Source organism: Limnohabitans sp., from assembly GCF_031539175.1.
Classification (GTDB): Bacteria; Pseudomonadota; Gammaproteobacteria; order Burkholderiales; family Burkholderiaceae_C; genus Limnohabitans.
The window spans coordinates 14,875-32,915 of record NZ_JAVKLQ010000067.1 but is presented as its reverse complement, the minus strand read 5'-3'; the positions used below and the strand labels follow the sequence as shown (position 1 = coordinate 32,915).

Below are 18,041 nucleotides of genomic sequence, written 5' to 3'. Positions count from 1 at the left end.
AAGTGCTTATTTTCTCTTCTTGGCGACAGGCGTTGGTTGCGTCCATCGCTCCAACACGTCATAGACCGATGCGGTGTCGTCCATGCCGTGCCCCATGGCCATGGCGGCGTTGTAAATGGGCTGGGTGGCCGCAAACAGCGGAGCTGGCGTGTCGGTGGCTTGCAACAGCGCCTGAATCAGGGCCATGTCCTTTTGCCACGTCGACACTTTCATCGTCGCGTCTTCCCATGACCGATCCACCATCATGGGGCCGCGTACTTGCAGCATGCGAGAGCCACCTGCGCCATCGGCCACCACTTTGACGATCGTGGCGGGGTCGAGGCCAGCACGTGCCCCCATCAAAATGGCTTCGGCAGACGACACGTTGTGAATCGCCACCAGCAAGTTGGCCACCAACTTCATACGCATGCCGTTGCCAAAGTCGCCCACGTCATAGCGTGCGCGCGCAAACCCTTCAAACACCGCATGCATGGCACGAATGGCTTTGGCGTTGCCGCTGGCGTAGACCGCCAAGTCGCGGGTGAGTGCCTGTGCGCCAGTGCCAGAAAGTGGGCAGTCCAACAGGGTGATGCTTTGTTTGGCCAACGCAGTTTTGTTGCGCCCTTTGCAGGCCTCAGGCAGTGTGCTGGTTTCTGCGGCAATCAAGCCTTTGAGGCCGGTCGCGAGTAGTTCTGCACACACGTGATCGAGTGCGGCTTCGCTGGGCAGTGACAGCAGCAGGTGCGTGGCGTGTTGCGCCACCTCACCTGTGCTTTTGCAGGCATGGCCACCCGCTTTTTTCAGGCGTTGGCGTGAGGCTGCGACGGGGTCGTAGCCAAACACCTCAAACCCAGCCTTCACCAAATTGGCCGCCATCGCTGAGCCCATGATGCCCAGCCCAATCACGCCCACGGTGGGGCGGTTGGCGTTCGGTGTGGTGCTCACGCCTTACTCCACCTTGATGTCAAATTCTTTGACGATCTTGCCCCAAAACGCGTAGTCCGAGGCGGCCACCGTGGACAGCGCTTCGGCGGATGTGCCTGTGGGTGTGAGGCCCAAATCACGCATGCGTGATTGAATTTCAGGCATCTTCACGATCTTCACAATCTCGGTGTTGAGCTTGGCCACGATGTCATCCGCCGTGCCTTTGGGCGCGAAGATGCCATGCCATGAACTGCCGATTTGACCGTTCACATCCAGTGTGGAACCGAACTCGGTCATGGTGGGCACATCGGGCAAGCTCGGGATGCGCTCTGCACCCGAGATGGCCAAGCCTTTGACCTTGCCTGACTTGATCAATGGGATGGCGGTGGTCGAGGCTTCAATCGACAGACTCACCACGCCACTCATGACGTCGGGGGATGGGTTGGTTTTGTAGGGAACGTGGTTGAGTTTGATGCCCAAGCGTTGCGCCCACGCTTCCATCGCGACGTGCGGTTGCGAGCCCACGCCCAAAGAGGCGTAGTCGATCTTGCCGGGGTTGCGCTTGGCGTATTCGACCAGCTCTTTCATGCTGTTGTAAGGCGCATTGGGTGATGCGGTCAACACATGGGGCACGAGCAGCAATTGGCTGATCGCTCTGAAGTCGCGCACCGGGTTGAACTGCGGTTTTTGATACACATTGGGGGCAATCGCGTGCACCGCCTTCACGCTGAAAAACAAGGTGTAACCATCGGCTGCGCTGGTGCTGGCCGCCTCTACGCCGATCATGCCGCCCGCGCCTGGTCGGTTGTCGATCACCACCGGTTGGCCCAGCGCTTGGCTGAGTTTGTCGCCCACCAAACGCGCAATCACATCAGGCGAAATGCCAGCGGCAAAAGGCACGATCATCTTGATGGGGCGGCTGGGGTAGCCTGCATTTTGTGCCCAAGCTGAGGGCATGGCGATCGCGGCGGCACTGGCGGCTGCGGCGGATAAGAGGTGTCTGCGTTGCATGAGGTTGGTCTCCGTTGGGGTTGATCAAATGTTTGTATTCGCCGCGCCCTTGAGCTGCAGCATGGCACGGGCTTCATCGGGTGTGGCCACTTCCAGACCCAGCCCTTCGATGATGGCGCGGGCTTGGCGCACTTGTTGGGCATTGCTCTCGGCGAGCTTGCCTTTGCCAATCCACAAGCTGTCTTCGAGGCCCACGCGCACGTTGCCGCCCAAGCTCGCGCCCATGGCCGCAATGCGCATTTGGTGGCGCCCCGCGCCCAGCACCGACCATTGGTAGTCTTTGCCAAACAAGCGGTCGGCGGTGCGTTTCATGTGCATCACGTCTTCAGGGTGCGTGCCAATGCCGCCCAAAATGCCGAACACCGATTGCACAAAGAAGGGCGCTTTGATCAAACCTTTGTCGACGAAGTGCGCCAAGTTGTAGAGGTGGCCAATGTCGTAGCACTCGAACTCAAAGCGGGTTTGGTTGGCGTTGCAGGCCTTCAATGCAAACTCAATGTCTTTGAAGGTGTTGCGAAAAATCAGGTCACGGCTGTTCTCTAAATGCTCACGTTCCCAGTCGTGTTTCAAGTCGGTGAAACGCTCCAGCATCGGGAAGAGGGCGAAGTTGAACGAGCCCATATTGAGCGACGCCACCTCGGGTGAAAAGCGCATCGAAGGCTGAATGCGTTCGTCGATTTTCATGAACGGCGAGCCGCCGCTGGTGAGGTTGATCACCGCATTGGTTTTGGCTTTGATTTGCGGCAAAAACTTGGCAAACGCTTCGGGGCTTTGATCGGGTTTGCCGGTGATCGGATCGCGTGCATGCAAGTGAATGATGGCCGCCCCTGCATCGGCGGCGCCCAACGAGGCCTCAATGATTTCTTCCGGCGTCACTGGCAAATGCGGTGACATGGACGGCGTGTGAATCGCACCTGTAACAGCACAGGTGATGATGACTTTAGACATGGCAATCCTTCGATGATTCGCGGCAAGACGTAGCGTCTTGAATGGTTAGCATGCTACAAATTCAACTCCCCAATCACACGCTCGTAAACCCTCAAGCGCACATCGAGAGTCTGAAAAACTGTCGCCTAAGGAACAGTCGAAAAACTTCTTTGTGTGACGATTCATCGCTCAATGGCTGCAGATTTTTTGCTGCGGGTCATGACCCCAAGGAGTTCATGGATGAGAAAGTTCGTCACGATTTCTAAACTGGTGTTGGGCGGGTTGGCGCTCACCTTGGCTGGCCAATTGATGGCGCAGGCCTACCCCAACAAATCGATTCGCTTGATCGTGCCGTTCCCACCCGGTGGCGGTAACGATGTGATCGCCCGCGTCATCGCGCAAAAGCTGGGTGAACGTTTGGGGCAGCAGGTGGTGGTGGACAACAAGGCCGGTGCCAACGGCATCGTGGGCTTGCAGGCCTTGATGGCTGCGCCTCCCGATGGTTACACCTTGGCCGTGGGCGCCGCCGGTCCATTGGCCGTCAACCCAAGTCTCTACGACAAATTGCCCTACGACCCGACCAAAGATTTTTCGCCCATCACCAACATGGTGAACTACCCGCTGCTGTTGGTCACGCATCCGTCCGTGCCCGCCAAGACCACGCAAGACGTGATCAACCTCGCCAAGGCCAAGCCCGGTGGTCTCTATTTCGCGTCACCTGGTAGCGGCAATTCAGGCCATTTGGCGGGTGAGTTGTTCAACAACTTGGCCCATGTGAAAACGGTGCATGTGCCCTACAAAGGTCAGGGGCCTGCGCTGTCGGATTTGCTGTCGGGTCATGTGCAAATGCTCTACAGCAGCATTCCATCGGTGATCTCTCAGGTCAAACAAGGGCAGCTCAATGCCATCGCAGTGGGCAGTGCCAAACGCTTGCCGTCTTTGCCTGATGTGCCCACGATTTCAGAGTCGGGCGTGCCCGGCTATGAAGCGTATTCGTGGGTGGGCATGCTGGCACCTGCCAAAACGCCCAAAGACATTGTGAACAAACTCAACGCCGAGATTGTTGACATCTTGAAACAAAAAGACGTCGCAGAAAAACTCAACCAACAAGGCGCCTTGCCTGTTGGGGATACACCAGAACAGTTTGGTGCTTACATCAAAGTTGAAATTGACAAATGGGGCGCCGTGGTGCGCTCGGCCAACATCAAAGCAGATTGATTCACATGACATCCAAAAAATCTCAAACCGTCAACCCATCCGGTGCCAAGGCGCTGGCCAAAAGCAAAACGACAAAAGCCGCTCCAAAGGTGCGATCTGCCGCCTACAAGGCGGGCTTGGCCATGCGCAGCAAAGTGCTGGGCGAAGACTACGTCGCGCGTTCTTTTGAAAATGCCACCGACTTGAACATGCCATTTCAAGAGCTCGCCACCGAGTTCGCGTGGGGCAGCGTGTGGACGCGCCCAGGCCTGTCGTTGCGCGACCGCAGCTTGGCCACCTTGTCGATGTGCATCGCGTTGAACCGTCCGGCAGAAATCAAAATTCATTTGCGCGGGGCCATTCGCAATGGCGTCACGCAAGTGGAGTTGCGTGAGCTGATCTTGCATTCGTTTTTGTACTGCGGCGGCCCTGCGGCGCTGGATGCCTACAAGGCCGTTCGGGATGAATTGCCCTTGATCGCGGAAGCTGAAAAAGCGGCGAAAAAAGCCGCAGCAGCAAAAAAAGTCACCGCCAAGAAAGCGGTTAAAAAATAGACTTCAAGCCAGCCATTGCACCCATCACTTCGGCGGTGGACGCGGTGTCTTCTTGTGACAAACCCTGCGCCATGGCGGCGGTGTAGACCGATGCCGCGGCAGAAAACAAGGGGGTGGGGCAGTCGACCGACTTCGCCATATCGCCGATCACTTCCATGTCTTTTTGCCACACCTCGACCTTCATGGTCGGCGGTGAGTACTGTCGCTCGAGCATCATGGCCATGCGCAAACGCATCACCCCAGTGCCGATGACGGGGCTATTGCCAAACAGCTTGAGCACCTCGCGCGGGTCCAAGCCCATCTTGCGCGCCAAGGTGACCGACTCGGCATAGGCCACGTTGTAAATGGCCACCAAGTGGTTGGCGGCAAATTTCATCTTGGTGCCGCTACCGTAAGGGCCCACGTACGGCACGTTGTCCGTGAACACTTGCAAAACGGGCTTTACCTTTTTGTAGGCCGTTTGTGTGCCGCTGACAAACACCGTCCACGCCCGTTCTTTGATGCGTACGGCCGTGCCGCTGATGGGTGCATCGAGCGTGACCACGCCTGCTTTGCGCAGTTGCTGGGCGCAGGCGTCTTTGTCGGTCATGGGCAGCGTGCTGGTTTCAATCACGATTTGCTGTGCGGGTCGAACTGCTTTGGGCACCGAGGCAATCGCTTGCGTGACCAAAGACAAGGCCTTGGAAGTGGACAACGACACGATCAAAATCTGCGCCTGACGCGCCACCTCTGCGGCGTTGGCCAGTGCTTGCCCGCCCGCTTTTTTCAAACGTTTTTGAGCTTTGGCGTCCACATCAAAACCGCACACGGTGTAACCCGCTTTGAGCAGTTCTTCGGCCATCGTGCCGCCCATGATGCCGAGGCCAATCACGCCCACCGTGGGACGTGTCATCGGTGTGGTCGCCATGCGGATTACCCCACCACCAAGCCAGCCGCTTGAATGCCGGCCATGCAAATGGCTTCGTCTTCATCGCCCGTACCACCGCTGGCACCGGCTGCGCCGATGATGTGGCCTTGCGCGTCTTTGATCAACACGGCCCCCGGTTGCGCCAAGAACTTGCCCTCGGCTGAAGCCGCCAACGAGATGAAGAAGGTGGGGTTGTCTTTGGCCCGTTCGGCCAATGCGCGGCTGGATGAGCCCATGCCGACCGCACCCCATGCCTTGCCGCGTGCAATGTCAAAGCGGAACATGCTGGCGCCGTCTTCACGTGCAAAGGCCACCAACTGGCCGGAAGCATCGAGCACCACGATGCCCATGGGTTTGTAGTTGGCTGCGCGTGCGTTTTGGATGGCGCCTTGCAAAATTTGATTGGCTTGTGCGAGCGTGAGAGTCGACATGAAAAATTTCCTTGAGAGTCAAAAATAAAGAGGGTGTGGAGAAGTGCGGTTGAAAGCTTAGTCGATGGTGACGCCGCCGGTCTTGATGACCTGACGCCAACGTTCGGTGTCTTCTTTCATCCATTGCGCCATTTCTTCGGGGGTGTTGCCCACAGGCTCGGCGCCGACCTCGGCGAAGCGACGCGTCATCTCGGGGGTGCGCAAAATTTCGCCAATCAAGCTGGACAAACGGTTGACGATGGCGGCGGGTGTTTTGGGCGGTGCCACCATGGCAAACCACGCCACCGCCACCACGCCCGGCACCACTTCTTGCATGGCTGGAATGTTGGGCATGCTGCTCAGGCGTTTGGCACTGGTCACGGCGAGTACCTTGAGTTTGCCGCTGCGCAAATGGGCCGAGGCTTGCGCCACGTTGCCAAACATCACATTGACATGGCCGGCCAACAAGTCGGCCACGGCAGGCGCATCGCCCTTGTAGGGCACATGCACCATCTTCACGCCCGTTTTTTGTTTGAACAATTCTGCGGTCAGGTGGGCGGTGGAGCCATTGCCCTGTGAGGCGTAGCTGAGCTTGTCGGGGTTGGCTTTGGCATAGGCGATCAGCTCTTGCACGGTGTTCACGGGCACCGAGGGGTGGACCATCAAGGCATTGGGCACCAGCGACAAAATCGTGATGGGCACAAACTTCGACGGCTCGTAATTGAGCTTGGGATACAGGCTCACATTGATCGACAAGGGGGGCGGTGGTGCGGCCATCAAGGTGTAGCCATCGGGCTCGGCATTGAAGACAAATTCAGCTGCGATGTTGCCCGCCGCTCCAGGTTTGTTGTCGATCACGATGCTTTGCCCCAGCTTGGCCATCAAGGCTTCAGAGATCAAGCGCGGGAACAAATCAGCGCTGCCCCCTGCGGGGTTGGGCACCACGATTTTGATGGTTTTTTGTGGCCAAGCGTTGTTGCTCTGCGCGTGCGCCTGTGTGGCCGACAGCGGCAAGGCGAGCGCCAGTGAGGCGCTCAGAAATTCACGGCGATTGGTGTGTGTCATGGCGCGTTTGGGCGTGTGTAGGGGGGCTTAAATGGGAATGACCAACAAGGTCTCGATGATGCGTGAGTCGTACAAAAACAAACGTTGTTTGAATTTGGGGCCTTCGGCCGTGATGATCACTTCATCTTGGCATTGGCCTGTTGAGAAAATTTTCATATCGCCATCCAGCGTCATGGTGCGCACCACCAAGTAATTGGAGCGCACTTGCAAGACGCCGTTTTCTTCACCCACAATTTGCACGCCCGACACAATGTGTCGGTAGTGATGAGGCTCGTAGATGTTGGCGATGCGCATGGACTTGATGCGGTCACGCAGTTGCGCCGCGCTGCGGCTGTCGATGATGGCCATGGGCAGATCGCGGTCATGGTTGAAACGCGATTTGACGGTGTAACGGCCTTCGGGCACCAGCAAGTCTGCGATCGCTTCGACGCGGTCTTCGTCAATGGCGCGTGCCCATTCGTAGATCAAGTTCTCGACGGCTCTGAAGTGGGTGTCGTGTTGCGGGGTCATGCCAAATCCAAGTCTGTGTCCAAATCAATGCCCATGTCTAAGCGGTAGTTGTGCCAGAAGTTGCGAATCGCACGTTCAGACAGCTTGGTGTTGCCGCCACTTTCTAAAGTTTTGCCACCCATCTCGATGAACGATTCACCGCTTTGCCCATCGGCCATGGCGCGTTGCATCATTTCGCACACCGCTGCGTCTTCGACGGAAATCATGCCGGCGGAGCCTGCCAAGTTGGCTTGCACCAAACGGGTTTGGGTGGTGGCGTCGTCGTCGTCGGCAAAGCCAAAATAAGTCCACACCAAATCCGACTCGCCCACGCCGCGTGGAATGAGTTGCCGTGTGGCCAAGCTGTTGGCAATTTGGTGCAACACAAACGAGGGGTAGGTGGTGAGCACCTGCACGCTCACACCATCGCCAAACTCGTCACGCCATTTCAAGATGCTGGGGTCTTCCAACTTCATGGCATCGTTGACCGAGCGCAAGGCGGCGCTGGTTTTGTCGAAGTCTTCCGATTTTTTCTCGGTACCTGCCTTGGTGTAGAAATACACATGACGCCCACTTTTGTCCAAGGTCATGCCTGATTCTTGCGATTGGCGTGACAAACCAAAGGTGCCGTAAAACGTGTGCAAGATGTTGGCGTGGTACGAGTCGCGCGGGTTCTCGTGGTAGGCCTTCCAGTTGGCGTGAATGCGTTGCGTGTCATACCCCAGCACCTTGAGTGGCTTGTGCAGCACACGGCGAATGCCTTGCGCCACGTCACCCAGCCAGTCTTCCAAGGGCTCGACCTCGTCAGAAAAAGAGGCGAACACCAAGCCGCAGAAGGTGGCGACACGTAATTTGTGCAAACCGTGCTCGGAGAGTTGAAAGTCTTTGGGTAAACCGCCTTCCCCGCGCAGACCGTGGCTGAAGGCCGCGTGGGTGAGGTCGCCCTTGAGGTTGTAGTTCCACGCGTGGTAAACGCAGTAGAGTTTTTTGACTTTGCCAAAAGCGTCACGGCACAGCATGTTGCCTCGGTGCGCGCAGCGGTTGACCACCACATGCAGGGAGCCGTCTTCTGCCCGTGTCAGCACCACCGATTGTTCACCGATGTAGGTGGTTTTGAAACTCCCCACTTCGGGCACTTCGGCTTCAAGGCCGACGTAGTTCCATGTCTTGCCTCTGAAAATTTTGGCTTGTTCTTGGGCGTAGATGTCGGGGTCGGTGTAAGCCCAGTATGGCGCACGCGTGTAGCCCTCGGCGGGCCAGGTGCGGGGCGTTTTGTGACTGATGGGGCCGTGCATCACGGCTTCATGGCAGGAGGTGTTGGCGGTAGACATGTGAGGTGCGGTGTGTTCAATCGATCGAGATTTTTTCGTCTTTCACGATTTTTGCCATGGCAGGAATTTCGGTTTTGAGCCATTGCGAAAATTGCTCGGGCGTCATGGGCGAGGGCTCTGCGCCCAAGGTGCTGAGGCGCTCTTTCACCTCAGGCAGGGCCGTGATCTTCATCAGTTCGGCATTGAGCTTGTCCACGATGGCCTTGGGGGTGCCTGCGGGAGCCAACAAGCCTTGCCAACTGCCGGTCAGAAAGCCAGGCAAAGTTTCGGCCACGGTGGGCACGTGGCTCAACTGTGCGTTGCGTTTGGTGCTGGAGACAGCGATGAGTTTGATCTTGCCCGACTTGACGTGCGGGTAGGTCGCCACCATGCCATTGAAGGTCACGTCCACTTGACCGCCGATCAAATCGGTCATGGCTTGTGCACCGCCTTTGTAAGGGACATAGCCCCATTCAATGCCGCTGCGTTGGGCAAACACCACGCCTGCCAAATGGGTGGCGCTGCCCATGCCTGACGCCGCGGCGTAATTGACTTTGCCCTTTTGCGCTTTGGCATAGGCGATGAGTTCGGCCGTGGTGTTGGCGGGAATCTTGTCGTTCACCACCAACAAGTGCGGTGAGTAGCCCACCATGGCGACGGGGGCGAAGTCGGTCAGCACGTTGAAGGGCAGTTTGTACAGCGCGGGGCTGATGACCAAATTGCCCACATCCATGAGCACCAAGGTGTGTCCATCGGGGGGTGACTTGGCGGCGGCATCGGCGCCTAAGTTGCCGTTCGAACCGGCACGGTTGTCGATCACCACGGGTTGTCCCCAGGCCTCAGTCATCTTTTGCCCGACCAAGCGTGCCAACACATCGGAGGTGCCGCCCGCAGGAAACGGCACGATGATTTTGATGGGCTTGCTGGGGTAGGTGCTAGGGCTGGTTTGCGCCTGCGATGTGGGCGTGACAGTGGCGCAAAGTGCGGCCAAGAAGAGGGGAAGCGCAGTGAATTTTTTCAACATCGACAGAGTCCTTGTGCATGGCGCACTATCGCCGCAAGCGGTGTGTTTTTTGATCACCAAGGTGACACGGTCACAGGGCTTGCCCTCTGGTCAGCGGCGCGCTTCCCACGTAACTTGATGCATCCCCATTGAAGCGCGTTTCTTATGACCGACACCCTTTCCGACAGCCACATCCATCCCGAAGGCAGCATTGACACCGAGGTCCGTGGTCATGTGCTGCTGATCGCCATCAACCGGCCCAACAAACGCAATGGCTTCACGCCCAAAATGTTCCGTGAATTGGGCGAGGCCTACACCCGTCTTGACGACGATCCAACGCTGCGCGTGGGATTGCTGCATGCCAAAGGCGCACATTTCACGGCGGGTTTGGATTTGCCGTCCATCGCCCCTTTGATGCGGCGTGGCGAAAAAGCCGTGCCTTTGGGGTTGGTGGACCCTTGTGATCTTGGTATCGCGGGTTATCGGCGTCGTACCAAGCCCATGGTGGTGGCCGTGCAGGGCATCACCTACACCTTGGGCATTGAGCTGATGCTGGCTGCCGACATCGTGGTGGCGGCAGACGATTGCCGTTTCTCACAGCTCGAAGTCAAGCGCGGCATCATGGCCACGGGCGGTGCGACCTTGCGCATGGCGGAGCGCGCGGGCTTGGGCAATGCCATGCTGCATTTGCTCACCGGCGATGTGTTTGATGCCGCCGAGGCGCTGCGCCTCAACTTTGTGCAGAAAGTAGTGCCCGCGGGTCAAGCGCTAGAGGCTGCGTTGGCCATTGCCCATGCGATTGCCGCGCAAGCACCGTTGGCGGTGGTGGCCACGCGCTTGAACGTGTTGAAGGCGGTGGAGCACGGCCCCGTGGTGGCCATGCACGAGTTCATCGACACACAACAACGCTTGTCCAACAGCGACGATGCCAAAGAAGGCGTGTTGTCGTTTGTTGAGAAACGGGACGCTCGGTTTACCGGGCGTTGATGCGTTTGCCCCGTTGGGTATGCGCGAAGCGTTAAGCGGGGCTCTCAGAAACAGCCAACCTCCTCAAGGCTGTGGTGAGCGCTCTAGTTTGGCGAGGTCAAAGCCTTGTGCACTTAAACGTTTGAGCAAGGCGTTGTAGGTGTTGGCGTCGACTGTTGGGGTGCGCGACAGAATCCACAGGTACTCGCGCGAGGGCTCGCTGACGGCGGCCAGTTGGTAGTCGTCATCGAGGTCGATCACCCAGTAGTCGCCCCACACTTGCGGCAACCAACTCAGCCACGCAGGGGCAAAACGCACTTTCAGTCGGGGTGAGGTGCTGGGCCCGATTTGTTTCGCCAAGCCGAGTGCGTTGATTTCTTCGCCGCTCTCGGTGAGGCAGCGGTTGAGCACTTGCACTGTTCCGTCACCTTGTGCCAAGTATTGGGCGCGCGTGTGGCGAGCACATTTGCGTTGAAACTTGTTGGGGAATTTCGCAATCTCGTACCAAGTGCCCATGTAGCGGGGCACATCCAAGCTCGCGATACTGACCACGGCAGGCGCAGAGGCTGGCGTGGGTTGAGACGCCGCGCTGCGCTCCAGCGTCTGGGCTTGCACGTGTACAAGCGACATGGCGCTGCACGATGCGCCAACCACGACCGCCCATCGCCACGACGAGAACAAATGGGTCAAGGTGAGCTTCATGTCCGACTCCTTAAAACACGACGCCTGTGCGCAGGGTGTTGAGCACGATTTCTACAATTTGCAACAGAAGCAACAAGGCCAATGGCGACAAATCGACGCCACCCATCTGCGGCATCACCCGACGCAAAGGGCGCAGCAAGGGCTCCACCAACTGTGCCAAGAAGTAACTCACATCGGTGCCCGACTTCAGCCACGACAACACGGCATAAATGATGACCAGCCACATCAAGCTGGAAAGGCAGGTGCTCAGCAGCTCAAAGCCGGCTTGCGTGAGCAGGTTCAACCAATGGCCCATGACGCCCGACAACAGGCCCAGCAAGGTGTATTTGGCCAGTAAAACCGCGTAGGCACCGACCAAGCTGGCGGTGTCTAAGCGGCCCAAGGCTGGCACATGACGGCGCACGGGCAACACGATCCAGTTGGTCACCGCAAAGATGAACGGTGCCAGTGGATTGCCCGAGCGCGCTGAAAGCGGCACGCGTTGCAAATGCATGTACATGCGCAACAAACAGGTGCTCGCCACCACGCCCACCACGACCTGCAAAATGAGAGAGAAAATTTGAAACAGCATGCGGATGAGTTTAGTGGGCTCAGGCAAAATTTGAACCTTCTTGTAGAAATGGTTTGTATGTCACAAAAATCAGCGTTGCCTCGTTACATTTTTGCCAGTCGGTGGTTGCAATTGCCTTTGTATTTGGGCCTGATTGCGGCGCAGGCTGTGTACGTGTTTCATTTTTGGGTGGAGTTGGTGCATCTGCTCGAGGCCGCGATGGGCAGCCGCACGGCCTTGGACGCCTTGGTGAGCAGCATTGGCTACAAATCTGATGTGGTCGTCACACAGCTGAATGAGTCGGTGATCATGCTGGTGGTGCTGGGCTTGATTGACGTGGTGATGATTTCGAATTTGCTGATCATGGTCATCGTCGGTGGCTACGAAACCTTCGTGTCTCGCATGTATTTGGAAGACCACCCCGACCAGCCCGAGTGGCTCAGCCATGTCAACGCTTCGGTGTTGAAGGTCAAGTTGGGCACGGCCATCATTGGCATTTCGTCCATCCACTTGCTGAAAACCTTCATCAACGCCGCCAATTACGACGTCAAGGTGTTGATGTGGCAGACCATCATTCACATCACGTTCTTGCTCAGCGCGTTGGCCATTGCGCTGACCGATCGTTTGACGCATTACCCCAAAGACGACCATTGAAAGGGGCCGTGTGTCCATCTCCTTGCCCCCAGCTCAGCCGCGCCAATTGGCGCACACCCGACAAGTCACCTTCCATGGCTACCGCCGCGACGATGGCCTGTGGGACATTGAGGCGCACTTGCGTGACACCAAGCCGCATCCCTTCACCATTCCGAATGAGCGTACGTGGGCGGCCAACGAGCCACTGCATGACATGAGCATTCGCCTCACCGTGGACACCCAGTTGGTCATTCGCGACATTGCGGTGGCCATGCACAAGGTGCCCCACGCGGGTTGCCCAGAAGCTGCACCGCCCATGCACAAAATGATTGGCTGTACCTTGGGTGCGGGCTGGCGTCGCGCGATTGAGGAAAATTTGGGCAACGACAAGGGCTGCACCCATTTGCGCGAACTGTTGTTCAACATGGCTACCGCCGCGTTTCAGTCGGTCACCGGCACATTTGCCATCCAAAACCCGGACAAGCCACCACCCCATCTGGGCCGTTGCATGACCTGGGGCTTCAACAGCCCGTTGGTCGAACGCCTGCACCCCATGTTTTTTCAATGGCCTGAGAAGGCGAAGAGTTTGAAATGAAAAACGTCATCCATCGCAATGCGCTCGTGCTGTTCTCAGGCGGGCAAGACTCCACCACCTGTTTGGCCCATGCGCTGTCTCAGTACGAGCGTGTGGAAACCTTGGCTTTTGATTACCGCCAGCGTCACCATGTGGAGCTCGAAGCGCGCATTCAAGTGCTGGCGCAAGTGCGTGAACAGTTCCCACAATGGGCGCCGAAGTTGGGTGAAGACCATTTGCTCGACTTGGCGGTGTTGGGCCAAGTGAGTGAGACCTCGCTGACCCGCGACATGAGTTTCAAGATGGAAGCCTCGGGGCTGCCCAACACCTTTGTGCCTGGCCGCAATTTGTTGTTCTTGACCTTGGCGGCGGCGTTGGCCTACCGACGTGATTTGGATGTCATCGTCACCGGCGTGTGCGAAACCGATTTTTCGGGCTACCCCGATTGCCGCGATGACACCATGAAGGCCATGCAAATCGCCTTGTCATTGGGCATGGATCGCCGCTTGCTGATCGAGACGCCTTTGATGTGGATTGACAAAGCGCAGACGTGGCAACTGGCCTACGACCTTGGCCAGCGTGACCACCCCCAAGGCGGTCAGCAGTTGGTGGACCTTATTGTTGAGCACACCCACACCTGCTATTTGGGCGACCGCGAGCATCGCCACGCATGGGGCTACGGCTGCGGTACGTGCCCCGCTTGCGATTTGCGCGCCAAAGGCTGGCAGCGCTGGCAGGCTTGACGCGGGTTCAATACACCTTGAGCGTGAACTGGGCGGCACTGTCGGGTGTGGCTGCCTCAAACACCCATTGCTGGGCGTGATAGACCGCAACCCCTGGGCGGTGTGCAATGGAGACCAAGGCGCCGCCTTGGGCTCGCACCATGGCACCTAGTTTTTCGTACAAGACTTTTTCGCTGGCTTCGTCGAGTGCGCTCGTCGCCTCGTCCGCAAACACCCAGCGTGGTCGCTTGAGCAGCATGCGCGCCAAGGCCAAACGCTGCTGTTCACCGCCCGAGAGTTGCTGCGTCCAGCGGCCTTCGACATCGAGTTGAGACGTCAAGTGCGGCAGCAGCGCTTCTTCCAACGCGTGCTGCAAGTGGGCATCGCTGTATGGTTCGGCACTGTCTGGGTAGGCCAAGGCTTCACGCAAACGGCCCTCTGGAAAGTAGGGGCGCTGTGGCATGAACACGCTCCCTTCGGGCAGCGTGACCAAAGGCGACGTGGTGACATCAGGACTGGATGCATAAGGCCAAATACCCGCCAGCACGCGCAGCAACGTGGATTTACCGCAGCCCGAAGGGCCGCGAATCAGCACGCTGTCGCCTGCATTCACCGTGAGTGCGGTGTCTGCCAGCAGCACCTGACCGTTGGGAAGCCACACGGTGAGTGGGGCGGTGCGCAAACTGTTCACCCCCTCGGCAGGCACGGTCGATACAGATTTGGTTTCTGTCGGTGTTGATGGTGCAACCTCTTGCACCAAAACGGCATCTGCTGTAGGTCCTGCAATGCTTTGCATTTGGTCTTGAAAACTCGTCAAGCGCAGGGTGGTGGCTTGCCATGAGGCCAAACGGCTGTAGTTGCTGATGAACCAACTCAGTGACTCTTGCTCTTGTCCAAAAGCCGACGAGATTTGCATCAACTCGCCCAACTGAATGGCGCCGCTGAAGTAGCGCGGCGAGGCCACCAGCATGGGGAACACCACCGCCGCTTGGCCATAGCCCGAGTTGAACCAGGTGTAGCGTTTTTGCACGCGCAGCAAGCGCATGAAGTTGTCCAGCACTTGGCTGAACCGCGCCTGCAACGATTGACGCTCTACAGTGTTCCCTCGGTCTAGCGCAATCGCTTCGCTGTATTCGCGCACGCGCATCAGGTGGTGACGGAAGTCGGCCTCTAGTCTCTGCTGTGCGAAGTTCAAAGACGCCATGGATCGGCCAATCCAGTGCCCAATCAGGCTGCCGCCCAAGGCGTAGGCCAAAGCCATCCACACCATGAAGCCGGGAATTTCGTAGGCCGAGCCTTGCCACTGAAAGCTGAACCCGCCTGACAGCGTCCACAAAATGCCCACAAAACTCAGCAGCGTCACGGTGGCGTCGAGCAAACCCAACGAGAGGCCCACTGTGTCCGAGGTGAACTGTTGCACATCTTCTTGAATGCGTTGGTCAGGGTTGTCCGTGCTGCCGTTTTGCGACTGCAATTCGATCCGGTAAAACACGTTGTGTGACAGCCAGCGTTGCAGGTAGTCACGCGTCATCCACGCGCGCCAACGCATTTCCAGCAATTGCGTGAGGTAGAAGCGGTACACGGCCACGATGATGAAACACGTGGCCAAGCCGGCGAACACGCCCAGTTGTTTCCAAAACACCTCGGCATCGCGGTTTTGCAGCGCGTCGTAAAACACCCGGTTCCAGTCGTTGAGCAGCACCATCATGTAGACCATGCCCAGGTTCAGGCCCACGCAGGCGGCCAGCAGCAAGCGGGCGCGCCATTTTTCTTCTGACTGAAAGTAGGGCAGCGACAAGGCCCACACACGGTTGAGTTGCAGTCGACTTTTGTGCCAATTGCTGGCCACGTTGTGGGCGACCGTACGGAAGGCGTTCATGCGGGTCAAACCTCGGTGTTGCGCACGCCGCTGGCCACGTGTCCGGCGGGGACGTGACGGGCGGCAGATTCGATGTGGCCGGTTTGGTCGTCAAAGAAAAAGTCGGGTTCAAACTCACGCAAGAACTCGCCTTTTTCTAAGCCGCCCAAAAACATGGCTTGGTCTACATCGATGTTCCAGTTCATCAGTGTGCGAATGGCGCGCTCGTGGGCGGGTGCGCTGCGCGCCGTGACCAAGGCGGTGCGAATTCGCATGTGCGGTGTGCCCGCTTGTTGCAACACTTGCAAGGCGGCCAATAGGGGTTTGAAGGGGCCGGCAGACAGCGGGTGGGCCGCTTTGTCTTTTTCGTGTTGTTGGAAGGCGTCCAAGCCCTGGGCTTGGTAGACGCGCTCTGCCTCGTCGCTGAACAGCACAGCGTCCCCGTCAAAGGCAATGCGCACTTCATGTGGGTTGGCTTCTGACGCGTGCGCCGAGTGTGGGTACACCTGTGCAGCGGGCACGCCCGCATCGAGCGCCGAGCGCACATCGGACAAATGGGTAGACAAAAACAAGTTGGCGTTGAGCGGGCGCAAATAGCGCCAAGGCGATTCGCCTCGGGTGAAGGTGCAGCGGATGATGGGCAGCGCGTAGTGGGCGGCCGACTTCATCACGCGCAAGCCGCTGACGGGGTCGTTGCGCGAAAGGATGACCACCTCCACGCGTTGGGCCTCAGAGGTGTTGAACGCCAACAGTTTTTGCACCAGCGAGAACGCGACGCCTGGTTTGGCCGGCGACTCAAGCCGATCGAGTTGCAGCTTCATGTACGCACGGTCATCGCCTTGTTCGAAGATTTGGTTTTCTTCTTCAAAGTCAAACAACGCGCGGGACGAAATGGCGACCACCAGTTTTCCATCTAACGACACACTCATCGCATTTCTCCAAATGTTCACTTCACCCATTGGTTGAGTTGGATGATGGGCAGCATCACAGCCAACACAATGAGCATCACCATACCGCCCATGGCCACAATCAGCAACGGCTCCAAGATGGTGGCGAGTTGCATGGCCCGGCGTTGCACTTCTTCGCTGAGTTGCTGCGCAGCGCGTTGCAACATGGTGGGCAAGGTGCCGGTTTGTTCGCCCAAGCGCGAGAACATCACCAACAAGCGCGGAAACCGTTCTTTTTGCGCCAAGGCCGAGGCCAGCGGGGCGCCTTCGCGCACCAGCACCAAGGCCTCTTGCGCATCGTGGCGCAAGGCCGTGTTGGACAAGGTGTCGGCAGCGGCTTGCAGCGCTTTCAAAATCGGCACGCCTGCGGTGGCCAACATGGCCAGCGTGCTGGCAAAACGGGCGGCGTTGTAGCCACGGGCCAAGCGGCCAATGACGGGCAGTTGCAGCCAGGCGGCGTCAAAGCGGCGGCGCAAGGCGGGTTGTTTCAAAGCCGTGCGCGCACCCAAGGTGAGCGCGGCCATGAGCAGCAAGCCCCACAGCCAAAACGTTTGCACCACCTCGCTCAGGCCCAGCATGAAGCTGGTGAGCAAAGGGAGCTTTTGTTGGTTGCTGCCAAACACTTGTGCGACTTGGGGCACCACGAAGGCCAGCAAAAACAACACGATGGCCAGTGCCACCACGCACACGATGGCGGGGTACAAGCCCGCAGCGAGCAGTTTGCCCCGCAGGTTTTGTTGTTCTTGCAAGTCATCGGCCAAGCGCTCTAGCACGAGCCCTAAATGCCCGCTTTGCTCGCCTGCGCCGATCACGGCCACATAGATGTTGGAGAACTCACGTGGGTGTTGGGCCAGCGCTTTCGCAAATGGCGCACCGGCGTTGACCTCGGTGCGAAGTGCGGATACCAAGTCGCGCTGACGGGGCGTTTCGGCCTCGTCGCTGAGCGCGCTCAAAGCCCGCTCCAACGGCAAACCCGCGGCGACCAAGCCTGCGAGTTGACGCGTCCACACGGTGAGCGCTGTGCGGCTGAAGACTTTGCTTTCCCAGATGACGGTGTTCATGCCCGTGTTCTGACTGCGCTGCACGGGCTCAACCTTGAGCGGCACCAAGTCTTGTGCGCGCAATTGGCTGCGTGCCGTGCGTGCGGTGTCGGCTTCCAACACGCCACGGCGGGTTTGACCTTGGGGGTCTAGGGCTTCGAAGGAATAAGCGGGCATGGGGTAATGCTACTGGATGCGACTGTGGTGCGATCATGAAAAACGCCTCGTGGTTGACGAGGCGTTTAGATGGTTGCATTCCCACAATATGTAGTT

Annotated in this window: 20 protein-coding genes; 6 read left to right on the top strand and 14 right to left on the bottom strand. The window is 58.2% G+C overall.

Features of this window, described 5'->3' with window-relative positions:
• Positions 1–6: 6 nt before the first annotated feature.
• Genes RMS95_RS12130 through RMS95_RS12120 form a run of 3 tightly spaced genes read right to left on the bottom strand, consistent with a single transcriptional unit; the run spans position 7 to position 2,862 of the window.
• Complete coding sequence (locus tag RMS95_RS12130; RefSeq protein WP_310646464.1) at positions 7–924, bottom strand: NAD(P)-dependent oxidoreductase; 918 nt, start codon at positions 922–924, stop codon at positions 7–9.
• 3 nt (positions 925–927) lie between these two features.
• Entirely contained in the window at positions 928–1,914 is a 987-nt protein-coding gene (locus RMS95_RS12125) for a tripartite tricarboxylate transporter substrate binding protein (RefSeq protein ID WP_310646463.1), read from the bottom strand.
• Positions 1,915–1,938: 24 nt separating this feature from the next.
• On the bottom strand, positions 1,939–2,862 hold the full coding sequence (locus tag RMS95_RS12120) for a 3-keto-5-aminohexanoate cleavage protein (RefSeq protein WP_310646462.1): 924 nt from the start codon (positions 2,860–2,862) through the stop codon (positions 1,939–1,941).
• A 219-nt stretch (positions 2,863–3,081) separates the two neighbouring features.
• Here RMS95_RS12120 and RMS95_RS12115 point away from each other — a divergent pair, with 219 nt between their 5' ends.
• Positions 3,082–4,059, top strand: coding sequence for a tripartite tricarboxylate transporter substrate binding protein (locus RMS95_RS12115; protein WP_310646461.1), 978 nt, complete (start codon positions 3,082–3,084; stop codon positions 4,057–4,059).
• Positions 4,060–4,064: 5 nt separating this feature from the next.
• On the top strand, positions 4,065–4,592 hold the full coding sequence (locus RMS95_RS12110) for a carboxymuconolactone decarboxylase family protein (RefSeq protein ID WP_405023389.1): 528 nt from the start codon (positions 4,065–4,067) through the stop codon (positions 4,590–4,592).
• Here RMS95_RS12110 and RMS95_RS12105 read toward each other — a convergent pair.
• Genes RMS95_RS12105 through RMS95_RS12080 form a run of 6 tightly spaced genes read right to left on the bottom strand, consistent with a single transcriptional unit; the run spans position 4,582 to position 9,797 of the window.
• Positions 4,582–5,499, bottom strand: coding sequence for an NAD(P)-dependent oxidoreductase (locus RMS95_RS12105; RefSeq protein WP_310646460.1), 918 nt, complete (start codon positions 5,497–5,499; stop codon positions 4,582–4,584). The genes RMS95_RS12110 and RMS95_RS12105 overlap by 11 nt on opposite strands.
• A 5-nt stretch (positions 5,500–5,504) precedes the next feature.
• Entirely contained in the window at positions 5,505–5,930 is a 426-nt protein-coding gene (locus RMS95_RS12100) for a heme-binding protein (RefSeq protein WP_310646459.1), read from the bottom strand.
• A 57-nt stretch (positions 5,931–5,987) separates the two neighbouring features.
• On the bottom strand, positions 5,988–6,974 hold the full coding sequence (locus tag RMS95_RS12095) for a tripartite tricarboxylate transporter substrate binding protein (RefSeq protein ID WP_310646458.1): 987 nt from the start codon (positions 6,972–6,974) through the stop codon (positions 5,988–5,990).
• A 27-nt stretch (positions 6,975–7,001) separates the two neighbouring features.
• On the bottom strand, positions 7,002–7,484 hold the full coding sequence (locus tag RMS95_RS12090; protein WP_310646457.1) for a nuclear transport factor 2 family protein: 483 nt from the start codon (positions 7,482–7,484) through the stop codon (positions 7,002–7,004).
• Complete coding sequence (locus RMS95_RS12085; RefSeq protein ID WP_310646456.1) at positions 7,481–8,794, bottom strand: SRPBCC family protein; 1,314 nt, start codon at positions 8,792–8,794, stop codon at positions 7,481–7,483. The genes RMS95_RS12090 and RMS95_RS12085 overlap by 4 nt, the downstream gene beginning before the upstream one ends.
• Positions 8,795–8,810: 16 nt before the next feature.
• Entirely contained in the window at positions 8,811–9,797 is a 987-nt protein-coding gene (locus tag RMS95_RS12080; RefSeq protein ID WP_310646455.1) for a tripartite tricarboxylate transporter substrate binding protein, read from the bottom strand.
• A 144-nt stretch (positions 9,798–9,941) separates the two neighbouring features.
• Here RMS95_RS12080 and RMS95_RS12075 point away from each other — a divergent pair, with 144 nt between their 5' ends.
• Positions 9,942–10,763, top strand: a complete 822-nt coding sequence (locus tag RMS95_RS12075) for a crotonase/enoyl-CoA hydratase family protein (protein ID WP_310646454.1) — start codon at positions 9,942–9,944, stop codon at positions 10,761–10,763.
• A gap of 63 nt (positions 10,764–10,826) precedes the next feature.
• Here the strand turns inward: RMS95_RS12075 and RMS95_RS12070 are convergent, their stop codons facing one another.
• Positions 10,827–11,444 (bottom strand): lipocalin family protein, encoded by a 618-nt coding sequence (locus RMS95_RS12070; RefSeq protein ID WP_310646453.1) that lies wholly within the window; start codon positions 11,442–11,444, stop codon positions 10,827–10,829.
• A gap of 10 nt (positions 11,445–11,454) precedes the next feature.
• Positions 11,455–12,042, bottom strand: coding sequence for a YggT family protein (locus RMS95_RS12065; RefSeq protein ID WP_310646452.1), 588 nt, complete (start codon positions 12,040–12,042; stop codon positions 11,455–11,457).
• A 30-nt stretch (positions 12,043–12,072) separates the two neighbouring features.
• Between RMS95_RS12065 and RMS95_RS12060 the strand changes: the two genes are divergently transcribed.
• The 3 genes from RMS95_RS12060 to queC are packed head-to-tail and all read left to right on the top strand — an operon-like array spanning position 12,073 to position 13,944.
• The gene (locus RMS95_RS12060; protein WP_310646451.1) at positions 12,073–12,648 is read left to right on the top strand and encodes a TIGR00645 family protein; all 576 of its coding nucleotides are present in this window, start codon (positions 12,073–12,075) and stop codon (positions 12,646–12,648) included.
• Between the two features lie 10 nt (positions 12,649–12,658).
• Positions 12,659–13,222 carry a DUF2889 domain-containing protein gene (locus RMS95_RS12055; protein WP_310646450.1) on the top strand — a complete coding sequence of 188 codons (564 nt, stop codon included), beginning with the start codon at positions 12,659–12,661 and terminating at the stop codon, positions 13,220–13,222.
• Between the two features lie 8 nt (positions 13,223–13,230).
• Entirely contained in the window at positions 13,231–13,944 is a 714-nt protein-coding gene (gene queC, locus RMS95_RS12050; protein ID WP_310646495.1) for a 7-cyano-7-deazaguanine synthase QueC, read from the top strand.
• Between the two features lie 7 nt (positions 13,945–13,951).
• Here the strand turns inward: queC and RMS95_RS12045 are convergent, their stop codons facing one another.
• The 3 genes from RMS95_RS12045 to gspF are packed head-to-tail and all read right to left on the bottom strand — an operon-like array spanning position 13,952 to position 17,945.
• The gene (locus RMS95_RS12045; protein ID WP_310646449.1) at positions 13,952–15,802 is read right to left on the bottom strand and encodes an ABC transporter ATP-binding protein/permease; all 1,851 of its coding nucleotides are present in this window, start codon (positions 15,800–15,802) and stop codon (positions 13,952–13,954) included.
• Positions 15,803–15,807: 5 nt separating this feature from the next.
• Positions 15,808–16,710 carry a 5'-nucleotidase gene (locus RMS95_RS12040; protein ID WP_310646448.1) on the bottom strand — a complete coding sequence of 301 codons (903 nt, stop codon included), beginning with the start codon at positions 16,708–16,710 and terminating at the stop codon, positions 15,808–15,810.
• A gap of 17 nt (positions 16,711–16,727) precedes the next feature.
• Positions 16,728–17,945 (bottom strand): type II secretion system inner membrane protein GspF, encoded by a 1,218-nt coding sequence (gene gspF / locus RMS95_RS12035; protein WP_310646447.1) that lies wholly within the window; start codon positions 17,943–17,945, stop codon positions 16,728–16,730.
• Positions 17,946–18,041 lie beyond the last annotated feature (96 nt).

What these genes read in the sequence shown, in the direction of transcription:
- RMS95_RS12125 (WP_310646463.1), bottom strand. Translation starts at nt 1,914, where the DNA reads ATGCAACGCAGACACCTCTTATCCGCCGCAGCCGCCAGTGCCGCCGCG.
- RMS95_RS12120 (WP_310646462.1), bottom strand. Translation starts at nt 2,862, where the DNA reads ATGTCTAAAGTCATCATCACCTGTGCTGTTACAGGTGCGATTCACACG.
- RMS95_RS12115 (WP_310646461.1), top strand. Translation starts at nt 3,082, where the DNA reads ATGAGAAAGTTCGTCACGATTTCTAAACTGGTGTTGGGCGGGTTGGCG.
- RMS95_RS12110 (WP_405023389.1), top strand. Translation starts at nt 4,065, where the DNA reads ATGACATCCAAAAAATCTCAAACCGTCAACCCATCCGGTGCCAAGGCG.
- RMS95_RS12105 (WP_310646460.1), bottom strand. Translation starts at nt 5,499, where the DNA reads ATGGCGACCACACCGATGACACGTCCCACGGTGGGCGTGATTGGCCTC.
- RMS95_RS12100 (WP_310646459.1), bottom strand. Translation starts at nt 5,930, where the DNA reads ATGTCGACTCTCACGCTCGCACAAGCCAATCAAATTTTGCAAGGCGCC.
- RMS95_RS12095 (WP_310646458.1), bottom strand. Translation starts at nt 6,974, where the DNA reads ATGACACACACCAATCGCCGTGAATTTCTGAGCGCCTCACTGGCGCTC.
- RMS95_RS12090 (WP_310646457.1), bottom strand. Translation starts at nt 7,484, where the DNA reads ATGACCCCGCAACACGACACCCACTTCAGAGCCGTCGAGAACTTGATC.
- RMS95_RS12085 (WP_310646456.1), bottom strand. Translation starts at nt 8,794, where the DNA reads ATGTCTACCGCCAACACCTCCTGCCATGAAGCCGTGATGCACGGCCCC.
- RMS95_RS12080 (WP_310646455.1), bottom strand. Translation starts at nt 9,797, where the DNA reads ATGTTGAAAAAATTCACTGCGCTTCCCCTCTTCTTGGCCGCACTTTGC.
- RMS95_RS12075 (WP_310646454.1), top strand. Translation starts at nt 9,942, where the DNA reads ATGACCGACACCCTTTCCGACAGCCACATCCATCCCGAAGGCAGCATT.
- RMS95_RS12070 (WP_310646453.1), bottom strand. Translation starts at nt 11,444, where the DNA reads ATGAAGCTCACCTTGACCCATTTGTTCTCGTCGTGGCGATGGGCGGTC.
- RMS95_RS12060 (WP_310646451.1), top strand. Translation starts at nt 12,073, where the DNA reads ATGTCACAAAAATCAGCGTTGCCTCGTTACATTTTTGCCAGTCGGTGG.
- RMS95_RS12045 (WP_310646449.1), bottom strand. Translation starts at nt 15,802, where the DNA reads ATGAACGCCTTCCGTACGGTCGCCCACAACGTGGCCAGCAATTGGCAC.
- RMS95_RS12040 (WP_310646448.1), bottom strand. Translation starts at nt 16,710, where the DNA reads ATGAGTGTGTCGTTAGATGGAAAACTGGTGGTCGCCATTTCGTCCCGC.
- gspF (WP_310646447.1), bottom strand. Translation starts at nt 17,945, where the DNA reads ATGCCCGCTTATTCCTTCGAAGCCCTAGACCCCCAAGGTCAAACCCGC.